Source organism: Magnetospirillum sp. 15-1 (genome assembly GCF_900184795.1).
Taxonomy (GTDB): domain Bacteria; phylum Pseudomonadota; class Alphaproteobacteria; order Rhodospirillales; family Magnetospirillaceae; genus Phaeospirillum.
On sequence record NZ_FXXN01000026.1, the window covers coordinates 287,204 to 307,813 of the forward strand.

2 protein-coding genes (1 of these 2 running past the window's edge) are annotated in these 20,610 nt (G+C 72.1%); both read left to right on the forward strand.

Features of this window, described 5'->3' with window-relative positions:
* Positions 1-20,334 (forward strand): SDR family NAD(P)-dependent oxidoreductase, encoded by a 20,334-nt coding sequence (locus CP958_RS17000; protein WP_096703389.1) that lies wholly within the window; start codon positions 1-3, stop codon positions 20,332-20,334.
* A protein-coding gene (locus CP958_RS17005; protein ID WP_096703390.1) for a non-ribosomal peptide synthetase crosses the window boundary here: on the forward strand, positions 20,331-20,610 show its 5' end (the start). Its footprint extends 17,309 nt past the window's final position; only the first 280 of its 17,589 coding nucleotides appear in the window; its start codon is at positions 20,331-20,333; the stop codon falls past the right edge of the window. Before CP958_RS17000 ends, CP958_RS17005 begins: the two co-directional genes overlap by 4 nt.

Here is a 20,610-nt window from a genome sequence, read left to right on the forward strand (position 1 = left end):
ATGGGAAAAAAGAAGCACTTATCCCGAGATCAGCGCGCTACGGCCATCGTCGGTCTGTCCCTACGCTTGCCCAAAAGCCCCGATGCGGAAGCGCTGATGGACAACCTGGAGGCGGGATTCGACGCCATCGCCGAGATCCCCGGTGGGCGCTGGCCGATTGCATCGACCTATGATCCCGACCCCTCGGCCCCGGGTAAGAGCATCAGCAAATGGTGCGGGCTGCTCGACGGCGTCGAGGAATTCGACAACCGCTTCTTCAATCTCGCCCCGGCCGAAGCGGCGACCATGGACCCGCAGCAGCGGCTGCTGCTGGAAGAGGTCTGGCGCTGTGTCGAGAATTCCGGCCTGGGGTTCGACCGGCTGCGCCGCATCCGCACCGGGGTCTATGTCGGGTTCATGGCGACCGATTTTCTCCAGGCGCTGGCCGCTCCCGAATTGGAGACGCAGGCCGGCCACGCGCTGGGCGGCTACGCCTGCGGCCTTGCCGGCCGCGTTTCCTACGCTCTCGGCCTGTCCGGCCCGAGCGTACCCCTGGACGCGGCCTGCGCCTCTTCGCTGGTCGCCCTGCATCAGGCCCGTAGGGCGCTGATGGACGGCGAGATCGACGCCGCCATCGTCGCGGGGGTCAGCCTGAATCTGGCACCATGGAAATACGTCAGCTTTTCCAAGGCCAGGATGCTCAGTCCCACCGGACGGTGCCGGACATTCGACGCCGCGGCCGACGGCTACGTGCCGGGCGACGGGGTGGTGGCCACCTTGCTCCTGCGCGCGGGGGACGCCCGGAAGGCGGGGGCGACGATCCACGCCCTGGTGAGGGGAAGCGCCGTCAACCATTGCGGCGACAGCGTTTTCATCACCGCACCCTCGGTCGCGGCACAGGAAGAGGTCATCGCCGGCGCGATCGCCGAATCCGGGGTGGCGGCCGAGCAGATCACCTATGTCGAGGCCCATGGCACCGGCACCAGCCTGGGCGACCCGATCGAGGTGGAAGGCCTGCGGCGCGCCTTTGCCCGTTTCACTCCCAGGACCGGGTTCGCCCGAATCGGTTCGGTCAAGTCCAACGTGGGCCACCTGGAAGGGGCGGCCGGCCTGGCCGGCCTGGCCAAGCTGGTGATGATGATGCGCCGGCGCGTCATGGTCCCCACCGTCAACCTCGCCACCGTCAACCCGGTCATCGATTTCGGCCGCACGCCGTTTTCGCCGGCGCTCCGGCGGGAGGAATGGCACCCGGCCCGGCCCGGCGCGCCCCTGGCCGCCGGCCTCAGCAGCTTCGGCATGAGCGGCACCAACGCCCATGCGGTGTTGACCTCCGACACCCATAGGCCCAAGCGGCGGAAGAAGGCGGAGCCTCCGGGGCTGTTCCTGCTTTCCGCCCGCAGTCCCGAGGCCCTGGACGAGATGGCCTCGGCCTGGCGCCGGTTCGCCAGAACCGGCGCCAGGGTCGGCGCCAGACTGGGTGTCGCGGATGTCTGCGGCACCCTCGCCACCGGGCGGGCCGCCTTCCGCTGCCGCGCCGGCATGCTTCTTTCGCCGGGCGACGACCCCGCCGAGGCCGTTTCCGCCCTGCGCCGCCGGGACGCCTCGGCTGGCCCGTGGGCCGTGCTGCTGCGCGACGCCTCGGGCGTGGGGCCGCATGATGGGGGGGCCGGCACCCTGGACGCCCTCTACCGCAAGGCCCGTCCCAAGGGAAAGCTCTGGGAGACTTCCGACCCGCGCGTCGAGGGGCTGCGGCATTCCCTGGCCCTGCTGGGGGCGCTGGAGCGCCTGGGCTTCGCGCCCCGGCGTCTGGCGGGGGAAGGCGCGGGATTGTGGGCCGCCCTGGTGGCCAGCGGACAGATCACCAAATCGGAAGCGGTCCGGGCGATACGGAATCCCAAGGCGGCGGGCCGGATCAGGCCGCGCCGGCCGACCGTTCCCTTCTTCGACCCGGTGGCCGGCGCATGGCGGCGGCCGCTGGTTCCCGACGCGGGCTACGTGAGCGCGCTGGTGGAGGGATTGCGGGCCTCGACCCCGCGACTGAGGGCACTCGTCCGGCCCATCCAGCCGCTCGCGGAATACCAGCCCACCTTCCAGAGATTCCTCGCCCCGTGGGAGGATCTGAAGGCGTCCGCCCCCGCCGACCGGGAACTGATCGGATTCCTGGGCCTACGCGACGCCATGCGCCAGTTGGGTCGGCGCTGGCAGCTCTCCCAGGCACCGGACCGTCTCGACCCGCGCGCCGCCGAGGCCGAGGCGCTGCTGGCCGGGGGCATCCTCGGGCGTGAAACCCTGGTGGAACTGCTGGAGGGCGCCGACCCGGCCGAGGTGGCGGCCCGGCTGGCCAATGCCTTTGTCGGCGACGAACGCGCCGAGGACTTCCCGTTGCTGGCCGACCGGGGCGGCGGAGACCGCATCGGCGATCTGGCCGGCTGGATCGCCGATGCGGAGCGCGCCCCTCGCCCGCTTCCGGAGGACGCGGCCATGCGCTGGCTGGTTCTGGGCGGAGCCTCCGTCCCGTCCGTTCCGGCCGTGGCGTGCGAGCCCTCGCCCCTGGTCGCCCGCCTGCCCGAGGCCCTGTGCCTCGATCTGTGGCTGGAGGGAACCGACCTCAGTTGGGACAAGGTGTTTCCCGACCGCTCGTTCCGGCGCGTCGAGGTGCCGGGAACGGCGTTCCGGCGCAACAGGTTCCCCATTGGCCGGAGCGGTCTGGCCCAGGCCGGCGGGGCCGAATCCGTCCCGCCGCCGGCCGCCGTCGCCGGACTTTCCCACGGCCACCTCTATCGTCCGGCCTGGGAGAGGGAGAGGGAGACGGAGACAGCGGCTCCCGCCGCCGGCTTCGAGACCGTGATGGTCCTGGGCGCCGATGATGCCCGCCGGGCCGAGCTGGCGAGCCATTTCGCCCGCACGGGCGCCCTGGTGTGGACGGGCGGATTGGACCCGGCATTTCCAGAGTCTCCCGCCGGGCGCTGGGCCATGGTGCTGCTGTTGCCCGGCGATACGGGCGACGCGGACGCCATGCTGGATGGTCCGGTGCGCGGTTTGTTCGACGTCTTGAAGCGGCTCGGCGCCACCGAGCGTCTGACGCTGGTTTCGGTCGCTCCCGCCGGCATCACGGCCGGCCTTGCCGCCGGATGGCTGGCGGCGCTGTCCGAGGAACGAGCCTTCGGCGCGGTTCGCGCGGTGGAACTCGACGGCGGGACGCTTGGCATGCTGCCGGGCCTTACGGCGGCGGCGGCGGGTTTCGCCCGAATCGCGCTCCGGCCCGATGGCGCCTGGCGCTTCGGCCTGGCCGAGGAGCGTCCCCGGCCCGCCGCCTCTGCCCGGCCCCTGGATGGAACCTGGATCGTCACCGGGGGAGCCGGGGCGTTGGGTCTGATGACGGCATCGGCCCTGGCCGCCCGAGGGGCGGATTCGGTCCTGCTGCTGGGCCGCCGCGCCGCGCCGCCCATTCCCGCCGAGATCCGGGCCGGCGCCCGCATTCATTACCGCGCCTGCGACGTGACCGCCGCCGCATCCTTGGGCCGCGTGCTGGAGGAGGCCCGGAGCCGGGGAACCATCCGGGGCGTGATCCACGGGGCCGGCGTTCTGGACGACCGGCTGTTCGCCGGTAAGGACTGGAACGGTTTCAGGTCGGTGGTGGCGCCCAAGCTGACGGGGGCCCTCCTCCTCGACCGGCTGACCCGTGGCGATCCCCTGGCGCTGTTCGCCGTGTACGCGTCGGTGGTGGGCGTCTTCGGCAATGTCGGCCAGACCGATTACGCCGCCGCCAATTCCGCTCTCGACGCGCTGGTCCACCGCCGGATCGCCGAGGGCGCGCCGGGCCGAAGCGTGGCCCTGGACTGGGGATTGTGGCGGGGCGCCGGAATGGGCGGCGCCGACGCCGAGGAGCGTTTCGACCGAATGGGACTGCCGCCGCTCGACCCCGCCGCCGGCAACGCCATCCTGGGCTCCGCGCTCGATCTGAATCTCGAGGGCCAGTGGGTGGCCCTGGGCGGGCCTATGGCCCGGGCGGCCGAGCCGGAACCGGCGCCGGCCCTCTCGCGGCCCTCCTCCGGAGACGCGGACGCGGAGGCCATCGCCCGATACCTCGCCGGCCGCGTCGCGGCCTTCACCGGCCAGGGTCCGGACCGCATCGCCCCGGAGGACAGCTTCTTCGAACTGGGCGTGGGGTCCGTCCAACTGATGGAACTGACCCAGGACCTATCCCGCCATTTCGCCGGGGTGACGCCGACCCTGCCATTCCAGCGGACCAGCATCGCCCAGATGGCCGCGTTCCTGGCCGGGCAGGCGGTCCTGGAACCGCTGCCCGGCCGGGCCGCCGGGCCGCCGCGATCCGCTTCCGCCATTCCCGCGCAGGTGGAGGCCGCCGCCCCGGCCCGCCGGGAAAAGGCTTCCGAGCCCGATGCCGTCGCCATCATCGGCATGGCCGGGCGCTATCCCGACAGCGAGAATCTGTCGCGCTTCTGGCAGGCCTTGTCCGACGGCCACGACTGCGTGCGGCCAGCCCCGCCCGAGCGTCGGGGCGACGGGGGCCCGGCCAGGGTTCCCCCCGGCCAGCGGGGAGGCTGGCTGGCCGACGTCGAGGCGTTCGATCCGCTATTCTTCAACATCTCGTTCCGCGAAGCCGAACAGATGGACCCGCAGCAGCGCCTCATGCTCGAGGTGGCGTGGGAGACGCTGGAACACGCCGGCTACGCCCGCCGGGGACGGCGCGCCGGATCGTCCGTCGGCCTGTTCGTCGGGGTGATGTGGAACGAGTATTCGCTCCATACCCAGGAACAGCGGGAACGGACCGGCGCGTGGGGCGGTCCCGGCTCGCTGTACTGGGCGATCGCCAACCGGGTGTCCTATGCCCTCGACCTCACCGGCCCCAGCATGGCGGTGGACACCGCCTGTTCGTCGTCGCTGACCGCGCTGCATCTGGCCGTGCAATCCATCGTTTCGGGCGATTGCGACATGGCCCTGGCCGGCGGCGTCAACCTGTCGATTCATCCTTCCAAATACGACTACCTGCGCGAAGGGCGCTTCCTGTCCTCCGAAGGGCTTTGCCGCAGCTTCGGCGAGGGCGGCGACGGCTATGTCCCCGGTGAGGGAGTGGGCGCCGTATTGCTGAAGCCCCTGGCCCGCGCGCTGGCCGATGGCGATTCCATCCATGGCGTCATCCGGGGAACCTCGGTCAATCACGGCGGACGGGCCGCCGGCTTCACCGTGCCCAATCCGACCGCCCAGGCGGCGCTCATTCGCCGCGCGCTGCATCGCGCCGGGGTGTCGCCGGCCGAGATCGGCTATGTGGAATGCCATGGCACCGGCACCGCCCTCGGCGACCCCATCGAGATCGCGGCACTGGCCGAGGCCTTCGGTCCCGGCCTGCCCGGTGGCTCCATCCCCATCGGTTCGGTCAAGTCCAATATCGGGCATTTGGAGGCGGCGGCCGGCATCGCCGCGGTGAGCAAGGTGCTGCTGGCGCTTTCCCACGGATGGTTGCCGAAAAGCCTGCATGCCGAGGTCCGGAACGCCAGGATCGACTTCGCCGCCACCCCGTTCCGGGTCCTGGACGCCGGCGAACGCTGGCAGGGACCGCGTCGGGCGGCGGTGAGTTCCTTTGGCGCCGGGGGAGCCAACGCCCATGCCGTGATCGAGGCCGGGCCGCTCCCGCCCGTCCGGGCGCCGGCCTCCGGGACGCTGGCCTTTCCACTGTCCGCGCGCACCAGGGACAGCCTCGGGCGTTTCGCGCGGGCCTTACGCGACGCGCTGCCCGGTCTTGACCTCCGGGACGTCGCCCATACGCTCCAGACCGGGCGCAAGGACTTCGCCGCCCGCGCCGTGGTGGTCGCCGGGCATCCGGACGTCCTCGCCGACGCCCTGGGCGCCCTGGCCCGTGGAGAAGGCCATCCGGCTCTGCGGGTCGGCCGGGCCGAGGAGGGCGTTGCGCCGCCCGCCGTGGATGCGGCGGACCTCGGGACCAAGGCCCTTGCCGAGGCGTGGGCATCGGGCGCCGCCATCGTCTGGCCGCCGGTGGCGGACGGCCGCATGGTCGGATTGCCCACCTATCGCTTCGCGCGCGAACGCTATTGGGTCGGCGGGCTGGCGCCGGCTCCCGCGCCGGCGGCGGGGCAGCGGTTCACTTTCGACCTCGCGGCCGACCATATGGTGATCGCCCACCATGTGGTGGGCGGGCACCGCATCCTTCCCGCCGCCGCCGGCCTGGAAATGATGCGCTCCGCCCTGGTCCGGCTGGGGCATGGGCCGGCGCAGCTGTTCGATCTCGCGTGGGTCCGCCCGGTGACGGCGGAGGACGCGCCCAAGGCGGTGGCGGTTTCGGCCGAAGAGACCGGCGACGGGCTCGTGGCCGTGTCGCTCGGCGACGACGGGGGCATTTCGGTCCGCGCCAGGGCGGACACGCGGCCCCCGCCGCCGGTTCACGACTCCATTCCCGTCGCCGGCCGTATCCTGGCCCCCGCCGAAGCCTACCGGGCGTTCGCGCGCATGGGGCTGGCCTATGGCCCCGCCTTCCAGGCCATCCGGGAATTACGCCTTGGCGACGCCGTGGCGGTGGCGCGGCTGGAACGCCCAGAATGCTGGGGACGGCCCGAACAGGGAGAGGTTCTGCCCCCCGGCCTCGTCGATGCCGGCCTGCAGGCGGCGCTGGCGCTCCTGGCCGCTTCGGGAAGCGCCGATGCCTTCCTGCCCGTGACCATGGGGCGCGTGGCGTGGTGGAGGCCCATGCCCCACCGCGTGACGGCGGTGGTCCGGCTGGCCCCCGGCGATGGGCGTCTTCGCCATGCCGACATCCGCTTCCTGGATGATGATGGAATGGTGGTGGCCGCGCTCGACCGCGTGGGGCTGCTCCGGGTCGATGTCGCCTCGGCCTTCCCGCCCGCCGCCGCTCTTGCCTTCAGCCGCGAGGCGTGGCGGGAGGCGCCGGGAAAGCCTGCGCCGCCCGCGCCCTTGCTGCTGGTGGCCCCCCGAGACGAGATCGACGCCTGGAGCGGCGCCGCGATGGCGCAGGGCTTGGGCCGGGACGGCCTGGTCGCGCTGGACCGCGCGCGTCCGGATGGCGGCCGTCTGGCGCCACTGGCCGGCGTACCCGTGCGGGCGCTGTTCGTCGCGGGCGCCGACGACGACGGCCAGGCGCTACTGGCCTTGACCCAGGCGCTGATGGCGGCCGGGCTGCACGACGTGGAACTGGTGGCCGCCTTTCCGAGCCCCGCCCCCGGTGCCCGGCCCCTTTCCGCCGCGCTGGGCGGCTTTGCCCGCTCGGTGAGAACCGAGCGGCCGGACTATCGCTTCCGCGTGGCCGAGGTGGTCGACGACGACGCGCACCGGTGGCGCGAGACCGCCCTGGGCGAGCTTGCCTTGTCCGACCCCGGTGCCGTCGAATTGCGCCTCGCCCACGGTTCCCGTCTCGTCCGGGTGACGGAAGCCCTGCCGCCGCCGCCCGCGACGGTTCCGTTCGCGGCCGATTCCGGCGGCGTGCACCTGATCACCGGCGGACTGGGCGGGCTGGGGCTGCTTTTCGCCGGCTGGCTGGCCGACAGGGGGGCAAGGCGGATCGCCCTTCTGGGGCGCTCGGCCCCTTCGGCGGACGCTCGGGCCGAGATCGACGCCCTGGCCGCCCGGGGCGTCGATGTCCTGGTGACGGAGGCCGACCTGTCGCTGCCGGGCGAAACCGAAAGGGCCGTCTCCCGGATCACCGCCGAGCTGGGCCCCATCGTCGGCGTCATCCACTCGGCCGGGGTGACCCGGGATAGCCTCGTCCGGGGCAAGCGGGCGGAGGACTGGGAAAAGGTCGTGGCGCCCAAGGTGGCGGGCACCCTGGCGCTGGACCGCGCGACCCAAGGCCAGCCCCTGGGCTATTTCGTCCTGTTCTCCAGCATATCGGGTATTCTCGGCAATCCGGGCCAGGCTGATTACGCCTTCGCCAACCGCTTCCTCGACGCCTTCGCCGAATGGCGCGAGGACGAGCGCAGGGCCGGCCGGCGCCGCGGCCGGACGCAGGCCATCGACTGGCCGCTGTGGCGTATGGGGCGGGGCATGGGAGCCGGCCTCGACGAGGCCGCCATGGCCCAAATCCGTGACGCCATGGGGACCGAGGCGTTGACGCCCTCTCAGGGCCTCGCCGCGTTCGAGGCGGCGTTTGCCCTCGGAGGGCCGCAAATCCTGGTGACACTGCCGGTCGAGGGCAAGGCCGCGCCCGCCATCGTGGCATCCGGGCCGCCGGGCCGGTCCCCCGTCGATGAAACCCGCCTCGGGGCGGCGCTGGCTTACGTGACGGAGAAACTCTGCCGGGAAACCCGCATTCCGGCCGACCGGATCGGTTCGCGCCAGTCCTTCGAAGCATTCGGGATCGACAGCGTCATGGTGGTCAACCTGACCCGGAGTTTCGAGGCCGATTTCGGCCCGCTGCCCAAGACCCTGTTCTTCGAGCACCGGAACCCGGCGGCGCTCGCCGCCCATCTGGCCGAACTTCGCCCGGATATCTTCGGACCACGTTTCCCGGGGGAATCCGGCGCCCCGGCTCCGGCCGCCCCCCGTTCCGATCCCTATTCTCCTTCCCCTTCCCCTTCCCCGGCCACGGCCGACGAGCCCATCGCCGTCATCGGCCTCGCCGGGCGCTATCCCAAGGCCCCCGACCTGGAGCGGTTCTGGCTGAACCTGAAGGATGGCGTGGACGCCATCACGGAGGTGCCGGCGGAACGCTGGGACCATTCGGCGCTGTTCGACCCCGGCGGCAGGGACGGCGGCGCCGTCTACGGCAAGTGGGGGGGGTTCCTGGACGGCGTCGACCTGTTCGATCCGCTGGTCTTCGGCATCTCGCCCAAGGACGCCCGGCTGATGGACCCGCAGGAACGCCTGTTCCTGGAGACCGCGCGCCACGCCCTGGAAGACGCCGGCTATGCTACCCAATCCCTGACTCGCCAGGTGGTCGGCGTCTTCGCCGGGGCGATGTGGGGCCAATACGAGCTTCTGGGCGCGGGAGCGGTCGAAGGGCCGGTGCCAGCCTCGTCCTTCGCCGGCATCGCCAACCGGGTATCGTTCTGCCTCGACCTGACGGGGCCCAGCCTGACGGTGGACACCATGTGCTCGTCGTCGCTGACCGCCGTGCATCTGGCCATCGAATCGCTGCGCCGGGGCGAATGCACCATGGCGCTGGCCGGTGGGGTCAACCTGACCATCGATCCCAACAAGTATCGTCAGTTGGCTCAGGGGCGCTTCCTGTCCACCGACGGCCGCTGCCGCAGCTTCGGCGAGGGCGGCGACGGCTATGTCCCGGGTGAGGGCGTGGGCGTGGCGGTTCTGAAGCCGCTGTCCGTCGCCCAGGCCGACGGCGACCGCATCATGGCGGTGTTGAGGGGCAATGCCATCAACCATGGCGGCCGGGGCAACGGGTTCACCGTGCCCGGCGTCGACGCCCAAGCCGGCGCGGTGGCCGGGGCGCTCGGACGTTCCGGCGTTCCGGCGGAAAGCATTTCCTATATCGAGACCCACGGTACCGGGACGTCACTGGGCGATCCCATCGAGATCGCGGGGCTGGCCAAGGCCTTCCGCGCGGCCGGCGTTCCCGCCGGGTGGCGCTGCGCCATCGGCTCGGCCAAATCGTCCATCGGCCATCTGGAGGCGGCGGCCGGCGTCGCCGGGCTGACCAAGCTGGTGCTGCAGTTGGGCCGGGGGGAACTGGTGCCCTCGCTCCACGCCGACACGCTCAATTCCAATATCGAATGGGACAAGGTTCCGTTCCGCCTCCAGCGCCGGGCCGGGCCGTGGATTCCGGCCAGGGGGCCCGACGGCGCCCCCTGGCCGCGCCGCGCCGGCCTTTCCGCGTTCGGCGCCGGCGGCTCCAACGCTCATCTGGTGGTCGAGGAATACCTTTCTCCGGCGCGGGTCCCTGACCGGGTGGCCGGGCCGGTCCTGCTGCCGCTTTCGGCCCGAACTCCCGGCTCCCTGCGCCAGGCCGCGCGACAGCTTCTCGACACGCTCCCGCCCGCCGCCGACGGCGAAGGCGCGCAAAGCGTGGCGCTCGCGGCGCTCGCCGATGTGCTGGGCACCGGGGCCGGCGATATTTCCGTCGACGATCATCCGTCCGACCTTGGAATGGATCAGGCGGCACTCCTTGAATGGATCGGGCGCCTCGATGCCCGCTTCGGCACCCGGCTGACCCTGGAGTTCTGCGTGTCGGCCCCCAGCCTGAAGGCCATCATCGCCCAACTGCCCGGATTCTCGGGGGAGGCGTCGCCGGTTCTCGCCGACATCGCCTTCACCTTGCAGACCGGCCGGGAGCCGATGGCGGAACGGCTGGCGCTGGTGGCGGCGGACACGGGACAGGTCCGGGCGGCCCTTGCCGCCTTCCTGGACGGCCGGAGCCCCGCCGGCCTGCATCAGGGGCGCGCCACCCACGCTCCCGCCGATGCCGGGACGAGAGCGGCCCAGGCCCTGGCGAACGGCGACCTCGCCGCCCTGGCGGCGCTGTGGGTCGAGGGCGGCGAGGTTCCCTGGCCGGCCCTGCACGGAAACGCCCGGCGCCGGCGGGTGCGTTTGCCGCCCTATCCCTATGAGCGCCAGCGTTACTGGTACGAGCCCGCCACCCCCGCTTCCACGCTGCCGGCGCCCGCCCCATCCACTCCGGCCGGGGACGAGGCCGCCCGCATTGCGGATTGGGAAATCCGGGCCCGCTCCTGGACCGGAGATACCGTCACGCTGGAGACGGTCGAGGGCGAAATCGCCCTGGTCACCATGCGGGACCGGGTCAACCGCAACATGTTCACCGACGATCTGGTGCTGGGGTTGGTGAAGGCCTTCACGGCCATCCAGGAGGAGGCCCGGCACAAAGCGGTCGTCGTCACCGGCGCGGACGGCATTTTCAGCATGGGCGCCACTCCCCAGATACTGACCGACATCGCCGAGAGCCGGGCGCGGTTCAGCGACATCCCGTTCATGTATCGCGGATTGCTGGACTGCGACGTTCCGGTGATCGCGGCGATCCAGGGCCACGCCTCGGGCGGGGGATTGCTGTTCGGACTTTACGCCGACATGGTGGTGATGGCGGAGGAAAGCCTGTTCAGCGCGGTGTTCACCCGTTACGGCTTCACGCCCGGAATGGGTGCGACCCTGATCCTGAAGGAGCGGCTGGGGGCCAATGTTGCCACCCGGATGATGTACACCGGACAGTCCTTCGCCGGATCGGAGCTGAAGGCGCTGGGCGCCCAGGCGACCTTCGCCCCCGCCTCCGACGTCGGAGGCCAGGCGCTGTCCCTAGCCCGCAGTCTGGCCGACAAGCCGCGCGAAACCCTGAAGACCCTGAAACGCGAACTCGCCGGCCGGCTGCTGGCCGAATTGCCCGCCGTGATCGAGAAGGAACTGGCCATGCACGCGGCCACGTTCGGTTCCGACGAGGTCCGTCGGCGTCTCGACCGCCTGACACGGCAGCCGGAGCCGGAGGCCGAGGCAGGGAGCCGGCCCGCCGCGTCGCCCGCGCCTCCGCCCGCGCCTCCGCCCGCTCCGCCGGGCCGTGTGCGCCTGCGTCCGCTTGCCGCCCCCCATCAGCCCGCCCCCCACCAGCCCATCCGTCTGGCTCCGCTGGCCGCCGCCGCTCCGCCCGACCCCACGCCCATGGTCGCTACCGTGGCCCGGGTCGAAACCGGTGATATTGCCGGCGCCTTGACCGCCATGCTGGCGCGTGCGCTGCAGATGGACCCGAAGGACATTCCCGGCGACGTGCCGTTCCTCGACCTGGGCCTGGATTCCATCGGCGGCGTCGAACTGGCGCACGCCATCAACGCCCGCTTCGCCACCCGGCTGGAGGCGAGCGATCTCTACGATCATCCCACCCTCCAGCGTCTGGCCGCCATCGTGGGCGAGCGTGTCCCGGCGGTTCCGGGGAATATGGCCGGGAAGGAGACGCCGCCGGCCCCGCTCTCCCCGGAGCTTGGCCCGAAGCTTGGCCCGGAGCTTGGCCCGGACGTGCCGCCGTCGGACGCCATCGCGGTGATCGGCATGGCCTGTCGCTATCCCGGCGCCGACGACGCCGACGAGCTTTGGGACCTGCTGCTGGCCGGCGCGGACCGGGTGGCGGAGATACCGGCCGGTCGCTGGGACGTGGCCGGCTTCTACGACCCGGACCCCGAGGCGGACCGGCGTTGCGTGTCCAAATGGGGTGGTTTTCTCGATGACGTCGCCGGCTTCGACGCCGAATTCTTCGGCCTGTCGCCCATGGAGGCCGAGATCATGGACCCCCAGCAGCGCATCGTGCTGGAGGAATGCTGGCACGCGCTGGAAAACGCCGCCATCGCCGCCGATACGCTGTCGGCCGCGCGTTGCGGCGTGTTCATGGGCGCGGCGGCCGGGGACTACGAGGAACTGGTTCGGCAGGCCGGGCAGGACGGCACGGCACACGCCTTCCTGGGGCTGTCGCCGTCGATCCTTTCGGCGCGCATCGCCTATCACCTGAACCTCAAGGGCCCGTGCCTGGCCATGGATACCGCCTGCTCGTCGTCGCTGGTGGCGGTTCACGAAGCCTGCCGCAGCCTGAAGGACGGCGAGTCCGACCTGGCCCTGGCCGGCGGCGTCATCGTCATGTCCACCCCCCGGCTGCACCTTCGGTCGGGAAAGACCGGCATGCTTTCCCCCACCGGGCGGTGCCGTCCCTTCGACGCCGGGGCCGACGGCATCGCCCTGGCCGAAGGCGTGGGCGTGGTGGTGCTGAAGCGCCTGTCCATGGCGCTGGCGGACGGCGACCCCATTCGGGCGGTGATCCGGGGCTCGGGCATGAACCAGGACGGGCGCACCAACGGCATCACCGCGCCCAGCGCCCGCTCGCAGGCCGAACTGGAGGCCCGCGTCCTGGTTCAGGCGCGGGTGGCGGCCGCCACCATCGGCTATGTCGAGACCCACGGCACCGGAACGCCGCTCGGAGATCCCATCGAGGTCAAGGCGCTGGCCGAGACCTTCCGCGATTCCGCCTTCCGGGCGGGAACCTGCGCGCTGGGATCGGTCAAGGCCAATATCGGCCACGCCACCGTGGCGGCCGGAGTCGCCGGCCTGATCAAGGCGGTTCTGTGCGTCGAGACCGGCCTCGTCCCGCCGATGCCGCATTTCCGCGAGCCCAATCCGCGGATCGACCTTGGCGCCACCCCCTTCTTCATCAACCGGGAGACCGTCGCCTGGCCGCGGCCGGGTCCGCGTCGGGCGGCGGTCTCCGCCTTCGGCTTCAGCGGCACCAACGCTCATGTGGTGCTGGAGCAGGCGCCGCCCGCGCCGGCCCCGGCCCCCGGGACCTCGCCCGTGCTGATTCCGATCTCGTCGCGGACCGTAACCGCGCTGGCCCGCGCCGTCCGGAACCTCGCCCGGGTGCTGAGGCGGCCCGACGCCCCCGCCCTGGCCGACGTGGCCCATACCCTGATCCTCGGCCGGCAGCCGATGCCCGAGCGTGCCGCCTTCGTCGCCGGCGACCTCGCCGGTCTGGTCCGCCAACTGGACGCCTGGACGCCGGGCGATGGTCACCGGGGCGGGAACGGTCCGCTGCACGCCGCCGCCGAGGCCTGGACGGGCGGGGCCGAGATCGACTTGCGGCCGCTGGCCCCTCCGGGACGGCGTATCGGGCTTCCCGGCTATCCTTTCGATCACCAGCGCCATTGGTTGGCCCCTGTTCCGGCGGCCCGCCCCCCCCAGTCCGGAAATCATCCGCTGATTCCGGTCAGGGAGGCCGACGGGTTCTCGGCCCGCTTCACCGGCGACGAGTTTTTCCTGGCCGACCACGTGGCGACCGGGCGTCGCATCCTTCCCGCCGCCGCCTTCCTCGAAATGGCGATCGCCGCCCGCCGGGCCGTTACCGGCTGTGTCCCGGCCGGCCTGGCCGAACTGGCCTGGAGCGTGCCGGTGGAGGAGCGGGATGGCGCCGTGCCGCCGGTCCGGCTGAGGTTCAAGGGTGAGGCCTTCACCGTCACCGCCGGCCTGGGCGGTGCCGATGAGACGGTCTGCACCGGCGAGGTCCTGCCCGGCGAACCGGCGGCGGCGGCATCCGAAAGCCCCGAGGCGATCGCCGTACGCTGCCCGCGCCGGGTGGCGGGGGCCGACATTTACCAGGCCTTCCGCGCCAAGGGCCTGATCCACGGACCCGGCTTCCGCTGGATCGAAGAGGCCTGGGCGGGCGACGGCGAAGCCCTCGTCCGCCTTCGCGTCCCGGCCACGGACGAGCCCTTCGTCCTCCATCCCGGCCGGCTCGACGCGGCGCTGCAGGGCGTGATCCTGCTGATCGACCCGGACCTGGGCGACCATTCGCTCCATCTGCCGGTCCGCATGGCGCGCGTGAGCTTGCATCACGCTCCGGCCGGGGCGGCCTGGGCCCACATCCGCCGGTCCTCGGACGGAGCGGACGAGGATGAACGGTGCTCGTTCGATGTGCGCATCATGGACCGGGCCGGACGGCTGCTGGTGGCGGTCGATGGGTTCACCCTTCGCCGGGTGACGCGGGCCGCCGCCTCCCTGGTTCTTCTCGTTCCCACGTGGCGGGAGGCGGAACTGGAACGGCCGGCCGGCGGAGTCGGGCGCGTCCTGCTGATCACCGGCGACGCCGAGTTGTCGTCCGCCGCCGCCTCGCGCGGCCTGGCGACCGCCTTGCCGGACGAAACCGCTATCCCCGACGATACGGAAGCCGTCGTCCTGGTCTTTGCCGGGGGGGGCGACCCGACGCGCGCCCTCGCCGCCAGCCACGGGGCCGCGACCGGCCTGCTCCGGCGCGGGGGCACGGCGCGATTGCTGCTCGCCAGCCGAGGCGCCGGCGGTCCCGACCCGGTTCAGGCCTCGGCCGGATTCCTGCGCAGCCTGATGAAGGAAAGCGAGCGGATCAGCACCGGCGCTCTGTCTCTGGGCTCTCTCGACGCCGCCGCCGCCATCGATGCATTGCTGGCCGAATTGCACGCACCGTCCGGTTCCGTCGCCCGGATCGAGAACGGAAGGCGCATGTCGGCGGCATTGGCCGAGACGGTGGCCGGCGTCGTCGCCGCGCCGTGGCGCGAAGGGGGCCATTACCTGATCACCGGGGGCATGGGCCGGCTGGGGCTGGCGGTGGCGGACAGCTTGGCCCGCCGCTACCGGGCCAGGCTGTCCCTGGTGGGGCGGCGCCCGGCCGGCCCGGCGGAAATCGCCGAAATCGACCGGGCGGGCGGCGAGGTGCTGCCCCTGGCCATCGACATCACCACTCCCGACGGCGCCCGCGCGGCGGTGGAGCGGGCGAAGGCGCGTTTCGGCGCCATCCACGGGGTGATCCATGCGGCGGGGCTCGTCCGCGATTCCATGCTGAGGTCCAAGCCCCTGGACGACGCGCTGGCGGTGCTGGCCCCCAAGGTCGCCGTCGGGGAGCTCGACCGGGTTCTGGCCGAAGAGCCGCTGGACCTGTTCGTGCTGTTCTCGTCCATCGCCGCGTCCCAGGGCTGGCCGGGGCAGACCGACTATGCCTTCGCCAATGGCTGGCTCGACGGCTTCGCGGAATGGCGGGACGCCGAATGCCGCGCCGGGCGCCGGTCCGGACGCACGATATCCGTCCAATGGCCCTATTGGGCCGACGGCGGAATGGAAATGGACGCCGAGACGTTCAAAGCCGCCGCCACCCCTCTGGGCGTGGTCCCGCTGGCCACCCCGGACGGTCTGACGGCTCTCGACGCCGCTCTCGCCACGGGCGGGCCGGTGGTCATGCCGCTCGTCGGCAACGCGCCGGACATTCGCCGCCACTTCCTGGCGGCCGCCCCGGCCGGGGGCGGGCGGGCGGCGCCGGGCACGCATTCCACCGAGCTGGCCGGGCGCCTCTATGCCCGATTGGCGGCCGAGGTGGAGGAGTTGCTCAAGCTTCCTTCCGCCCGCATCGCCCCCGACCGCCGGCTGACCGAATACGGCTTCGATTCCATCACGCTGACGCGCTTCGCCAACCGGCTGAACCGGCAATTCGGCCTGAATCTCTCGCCGGCCCTGTTCTTCGAGCGACCCTCCCTGGCTTCGTTGGGCGAGGCGCTGCTGGAACGTCACCGGGCGGCCATGGCGGCCCATCTGGGGGTGGAAGAGGCGGCGGCGCCCGCCCCCGCCGCTCCACCGCATCCCGTGTCCATGCCCGTGCCCGAGGCCGAGGCCGATGATGCCATCGCCATCGTCGGCATGGCCGGAGTGATGCCCGGATCGAAGGACCTCGACGCGTTCTGGGAGCATCTCGCCGCCTGCGACGACCTCGTCACGGAGATTCCCTCCGACCGCTGGGACTGGCGACGGCACGCCGACCGGCCGGGCGCGTCGAAATGGGGGGCGTTCCTGGACCGGGTGGACCTGTTCGACGCACGTTTCTTCGGCATCTCGCCGCGCGAGGCGGAGCTGATGGACCCGCAGCAGCGGCTATTCATCGAGACCGTCTGGCACGCCATCGAGGATTCGGGGCAGCGGCCGGGCGACCTGGCCGGCTCGGATACCGGCCTGTTCGTGGGGGTCGCCACATCGGATTACTGGGAATTGCTGCAATCGAGCGGCATCGCCGTCGAGGCCCATACCGCCACCGGCAATTCCCATTCGCTTCTTCCCAACCGCATTTCCTACCTGCTGGACCTGCGGGGGCCGAGCGAGCCGGTGGACACCGCCTGTTCGTCGTCGCTGGTGGCGCTGGCCAGGGCCGCCGACGCCATCCAGCGCGGCGATTGCGGCATGGCCATCGCCGGCGGCGCCAACATCATGCTGACCCCCAGCCTCTACGTCGCCTTCGGCAAGGCGGGAATGCTCAGTCCCGACGGCCGCTGCAAGACGTTCGACGAATCGGCCAACGGCTATGTGCGGGGCGAGGGCGTGGGCGCGGTCGTGCTCAAGCCTCTGTCCAGGGCGTTGGCCGACGGCAACCGGGTGCACGCGGTGTTGCGGGGCTGGGCCATCAACCATGGCGGCCGCGCCGCTTCGCTCACCGCGCCCAACCCCAACGCCCAGGCCAGGGCGATCCAGGCCGCGCTCGCCCACGCGGGGATCGATCCCTCCGGCATTTCCTATGTCGAAACCCACGGCACCGGCACGCCGCTGGGCGATCCGGTGGAGGTGGAAGGCCTGAAGATGGTGTTCCGGGACACCGACCGTCCGCCATGCTGGCTGGGCTCGGTCAAGTCGGTCATCGGCCATCTGGAGGCGGCGGCCGGCATCGCCGGGCTGATCAAGGTGCTTCTCGCCATGCGCCACAGGACGTTACCGGGCAACGGCCTGCTGAAGAAGCTCAATCCCCATATCCATCTCGACGGCTCGCCCTTGCGGGTGCTGACGCAAACCAGGCCCTGGGACGGCGCATGGCCGCTCCGGGCCGGGATAAGCTCCTTCGGCTTCGGCGGCGCCAATGCGCATGTGGTGGTGGAATCCTTCGACGCGGCGCAGCCGTCGCGTCTGCCGGCGCTGCCGCCCACCTCCTTCCAGCGCCGCCGCTACTGGCCCAAGGCCGCCCAGGTGGCGCCGGCGCCCGAGGCCGCCGCCGTCGAGAGGATGCTGTTTCTGGCCGATTGGGTGCCGGCAGCCGGCGCGGCGGACGTGGCGCCCGAGGCGGGCGGCGTCCTGGTGGCCGTGGAGGGCGCGGACGAAACGCTGGTCGCCGTGCTGGGCCGGTGCCACGCCGGGTCGGCCGTGCAGGTGACGCCCCTGGCGCATCCGTCGATTCCCGAGGGGCTGCGGCACGTCCACATCCTGCTCGATCCCCGGCCCGGCGAGTCCGGTGCCGATGACGCCGGCGCGGAGCAGCCCCTGCCACTGGCGCTGTTCCGTCTGCTGCGGCAGCTCCTGGCGCAGGGCTATGCCGAAAGGGACCTGGACATCACCCTGGTCGCCTCGGGCGCCGTGGCCCCCCCGGTCGGCCGGCCGGCCGCCGCAGCGTGCTTCGCCGTCTTGAGGGCGGCCGGAAGAGAGTATCCCCGGTGGGCGGTGCGCTGCCTCGACCTCGATCCGGGAAGCGCCGATCCCGCCGCCGGACTGGCCGCCCTTCTCGCCCGCGATGACGGGGCCGACGATTTCGGCAGGCCGCTGGCCGTACGGGGCGGCCAGGTGCTGCGCAGGGTCCTGCGCCCCGCCCGGTTGCCAGCGGCGCCATCGCCCTGGGGCCGGGACGGCACCTATGTGATCGTCGGCGGCGCCGGTGGCGTGGGGGGGCTGTTCGCCCGGACGCTGGCGCGCGAGGCCAAGGCCAGGATCGCTCTGGTCGGCCGCCGTGCCCCCGATTCCGGGATCGGGGAGGTGCTGGCGGCGATCGGGCGCGACGGCGGCGAGGGAATCTACGTCCAGGCCGACGCCGCCGACCCGCGGGCGCTGGAGGACGCGCTCGCCGGAGTGGAGGCGTCACTGGGGCCGATCGGCTGTATCGTCCATGGGGCCATGACCCTCGACGACCGCCCCTTCGCCCGGATGACCGAGGACGCCTTCCTCGGCCCCTTCCGCTCCAAGGCCGCGGTGGCCCAGTGCTTGGCCGGGGCCGCGCGGCGCCGCGATGCGGAACTGCTTTTCTTCTCCTCGGTCCAGACCCTGCTCTGCAATGCCGGCCAGGCCAATTACGCCGCCGGCTGCGCGTGGCAGGACGCCCTGGCCGACCACCTCAAGGTGGAGGGATTACCGGTCCGGGTGGTGCAATGGGGCTATTGGGGCGAGGTGGGCGCCGTCGCCACCCCGGCCCACCGCGCCCGCATGGCGGAACTCGGCATCGGTTCCGTCGGACCGGCGGAAGGGATGGCGGCCCTGGGCCGCATGGCGGCGGGCGGGGTCTCGCCGCTGGTGGTGGCGGCGGGCACCCCGCAGGCGCTTGCCGCCCTGGGAGTGGTGGAAGAGGACGACCCGCCGCCACCCGCCCTGTCCGCCGCGCTGGAGGCGCTGGAACTGGCAAGCCGGCAGGCCGCGCTGACGGCCCTGGCCGAAGCGGGCGCCTTCGACCTCGGGGGGGAATGGCGGACGGTGGAGAGGGCGCGCGGGACCCTGGGCGTCGTCGCGCGCCAGGAGCGACTGTTCGCGGCCCTTGTGGACATGCTGGCGGCTTCTCGGTTGCTGGAGCGGGACGGCGACAGGCTGCGCCTCACCCCCACGGGCCGGGACGCCGCGAACCGCGAGGCCCTCGAGCGGTCGCTGGCCGGAACGGTCGGGCGCCATCCCGCCGTCGCTGCCCATATCGGCCTTCTCCGGCATTGCGCCGACGCCCTGGTCGCCGTTCTGTCGGGCCGCAGCCAGGGCACCGACGTCCTGCTGCCCGGCGGCACCATGACCCTGATCGAGCCCATCTATCGGGGAAACGAGATCGCCGACCGCCAGAACCGCGCCGTCGCCCAATGGATACGCCGCGAGGTCGCGGCGAAGCTGGAACTGGGCGCCGGCCCGCTTCGCCTCGTGGAAATCGGGGCGGGCACGGGCGGCACCAGCGCCTTCGTGCTGGAAACCCTGGCGGACCGGGGCGATGCCGTGGGCTATTGGTACACCGATCTGTCCAAGGCCTTCCTCCAGCATGGCTGGAGGCAGTTCCACCCCAACCATTCCTTCACCCGCTTCGAGGTGCTGGACATCACCCGGCCGCCGCCCGAGGAGACCTTCCCGCGCCACAGCTACGACATCGCCCTGGCGGCCAACGTGCTGCACGCGGTGCCGGATATCCGCGCCGGTATTTCCCATCTGGCGCAATTGCTCAAGGGGGGCGGCTGCCTCGTATTGAACGAACTGACGGCGATCCAGTCCTTCAACACCGTTACGTTCGGCCAGCTCGACGGCTGGTGGGCGGCGACCGATTCCGGGCGCCGCCTCTCCAACACGCCGCTGCTGAGCCTTGCCGGCTGGCGCCGCGAACTGGGCGATGCCGGCTTCAGCATCGAGAAGGTGCGCGACGACGGGCTGGGTCTGACCGTCCTGCTGGCCCGCTACGAGCGCCGGACCGAACCGGCGGCCGTGCCGGCGGAATATCCGATCGCGAAGGCACCGCCGGTTCGCCCGTCCCGATCGGGCGGGGAGGGAACGGTTCACGACGCCATCCTCGACACCCTGGCGGGCGTGCTTCGGATGGACCGGGCCGAGATCGATCCGGCCCGCTCCTACGTGGACCACGGCGTCGATTCCATCCTGGCGGTGGAGACGGCGAGGCAACTCGGCGCCCGCCTGGGGATCGAACTGCGGCCCACCGACCTGTTCAACCATCCCACGGTGAACCGGCTGGCCGAGCATATCGCCCGGAATTTCGCCCCGGCGGATGGGCTCGCGGAGCCATCGAGGCCCACTCCCGCCCCCCCGGCCGATGGTGACGGCGAGGATGATCCGCTGATGCGGGTTCTCCTCGGCCTCCAGCGGGGCGAGGTCAGCGTCGAGGAAGCCGAGGCGCTGCTGGAGCCGGCGCCATGACCAAGCCTCGCCCCACGAGAGCCGAAATCCTTCGGGAGGTCAGCGAGCACCGCCTTTCCGCCCAGGAAGCCGTCGCCCTGCTGAGGGACGCGCCCGGCGGGGCGTCCGCCCCAGGGCGGGGCGGGGCGCCGGGCGCCGGCGGATCGGGCGAACCGGCGCAGAGCGGCGCCGGTGGGCCACCGGGAGAGCCGGTGGCGGTGATCGGCGCGTCCGGTCGCTTCCCCGGTGCCGACGATCTCGACTCGTTCTGGGCCAATCTGGCCGAAGGGCGGGACT

What these genes read in the sequence shown, in the direction of transcription:
- CP958_RS17000 (WP_096703389.1), top strand. Translation starts at nt 1, where the DNA reads ATGGGAAAAAAGAAGCACTTATCCCGAGATCAGCGCGCTACGGCCATC.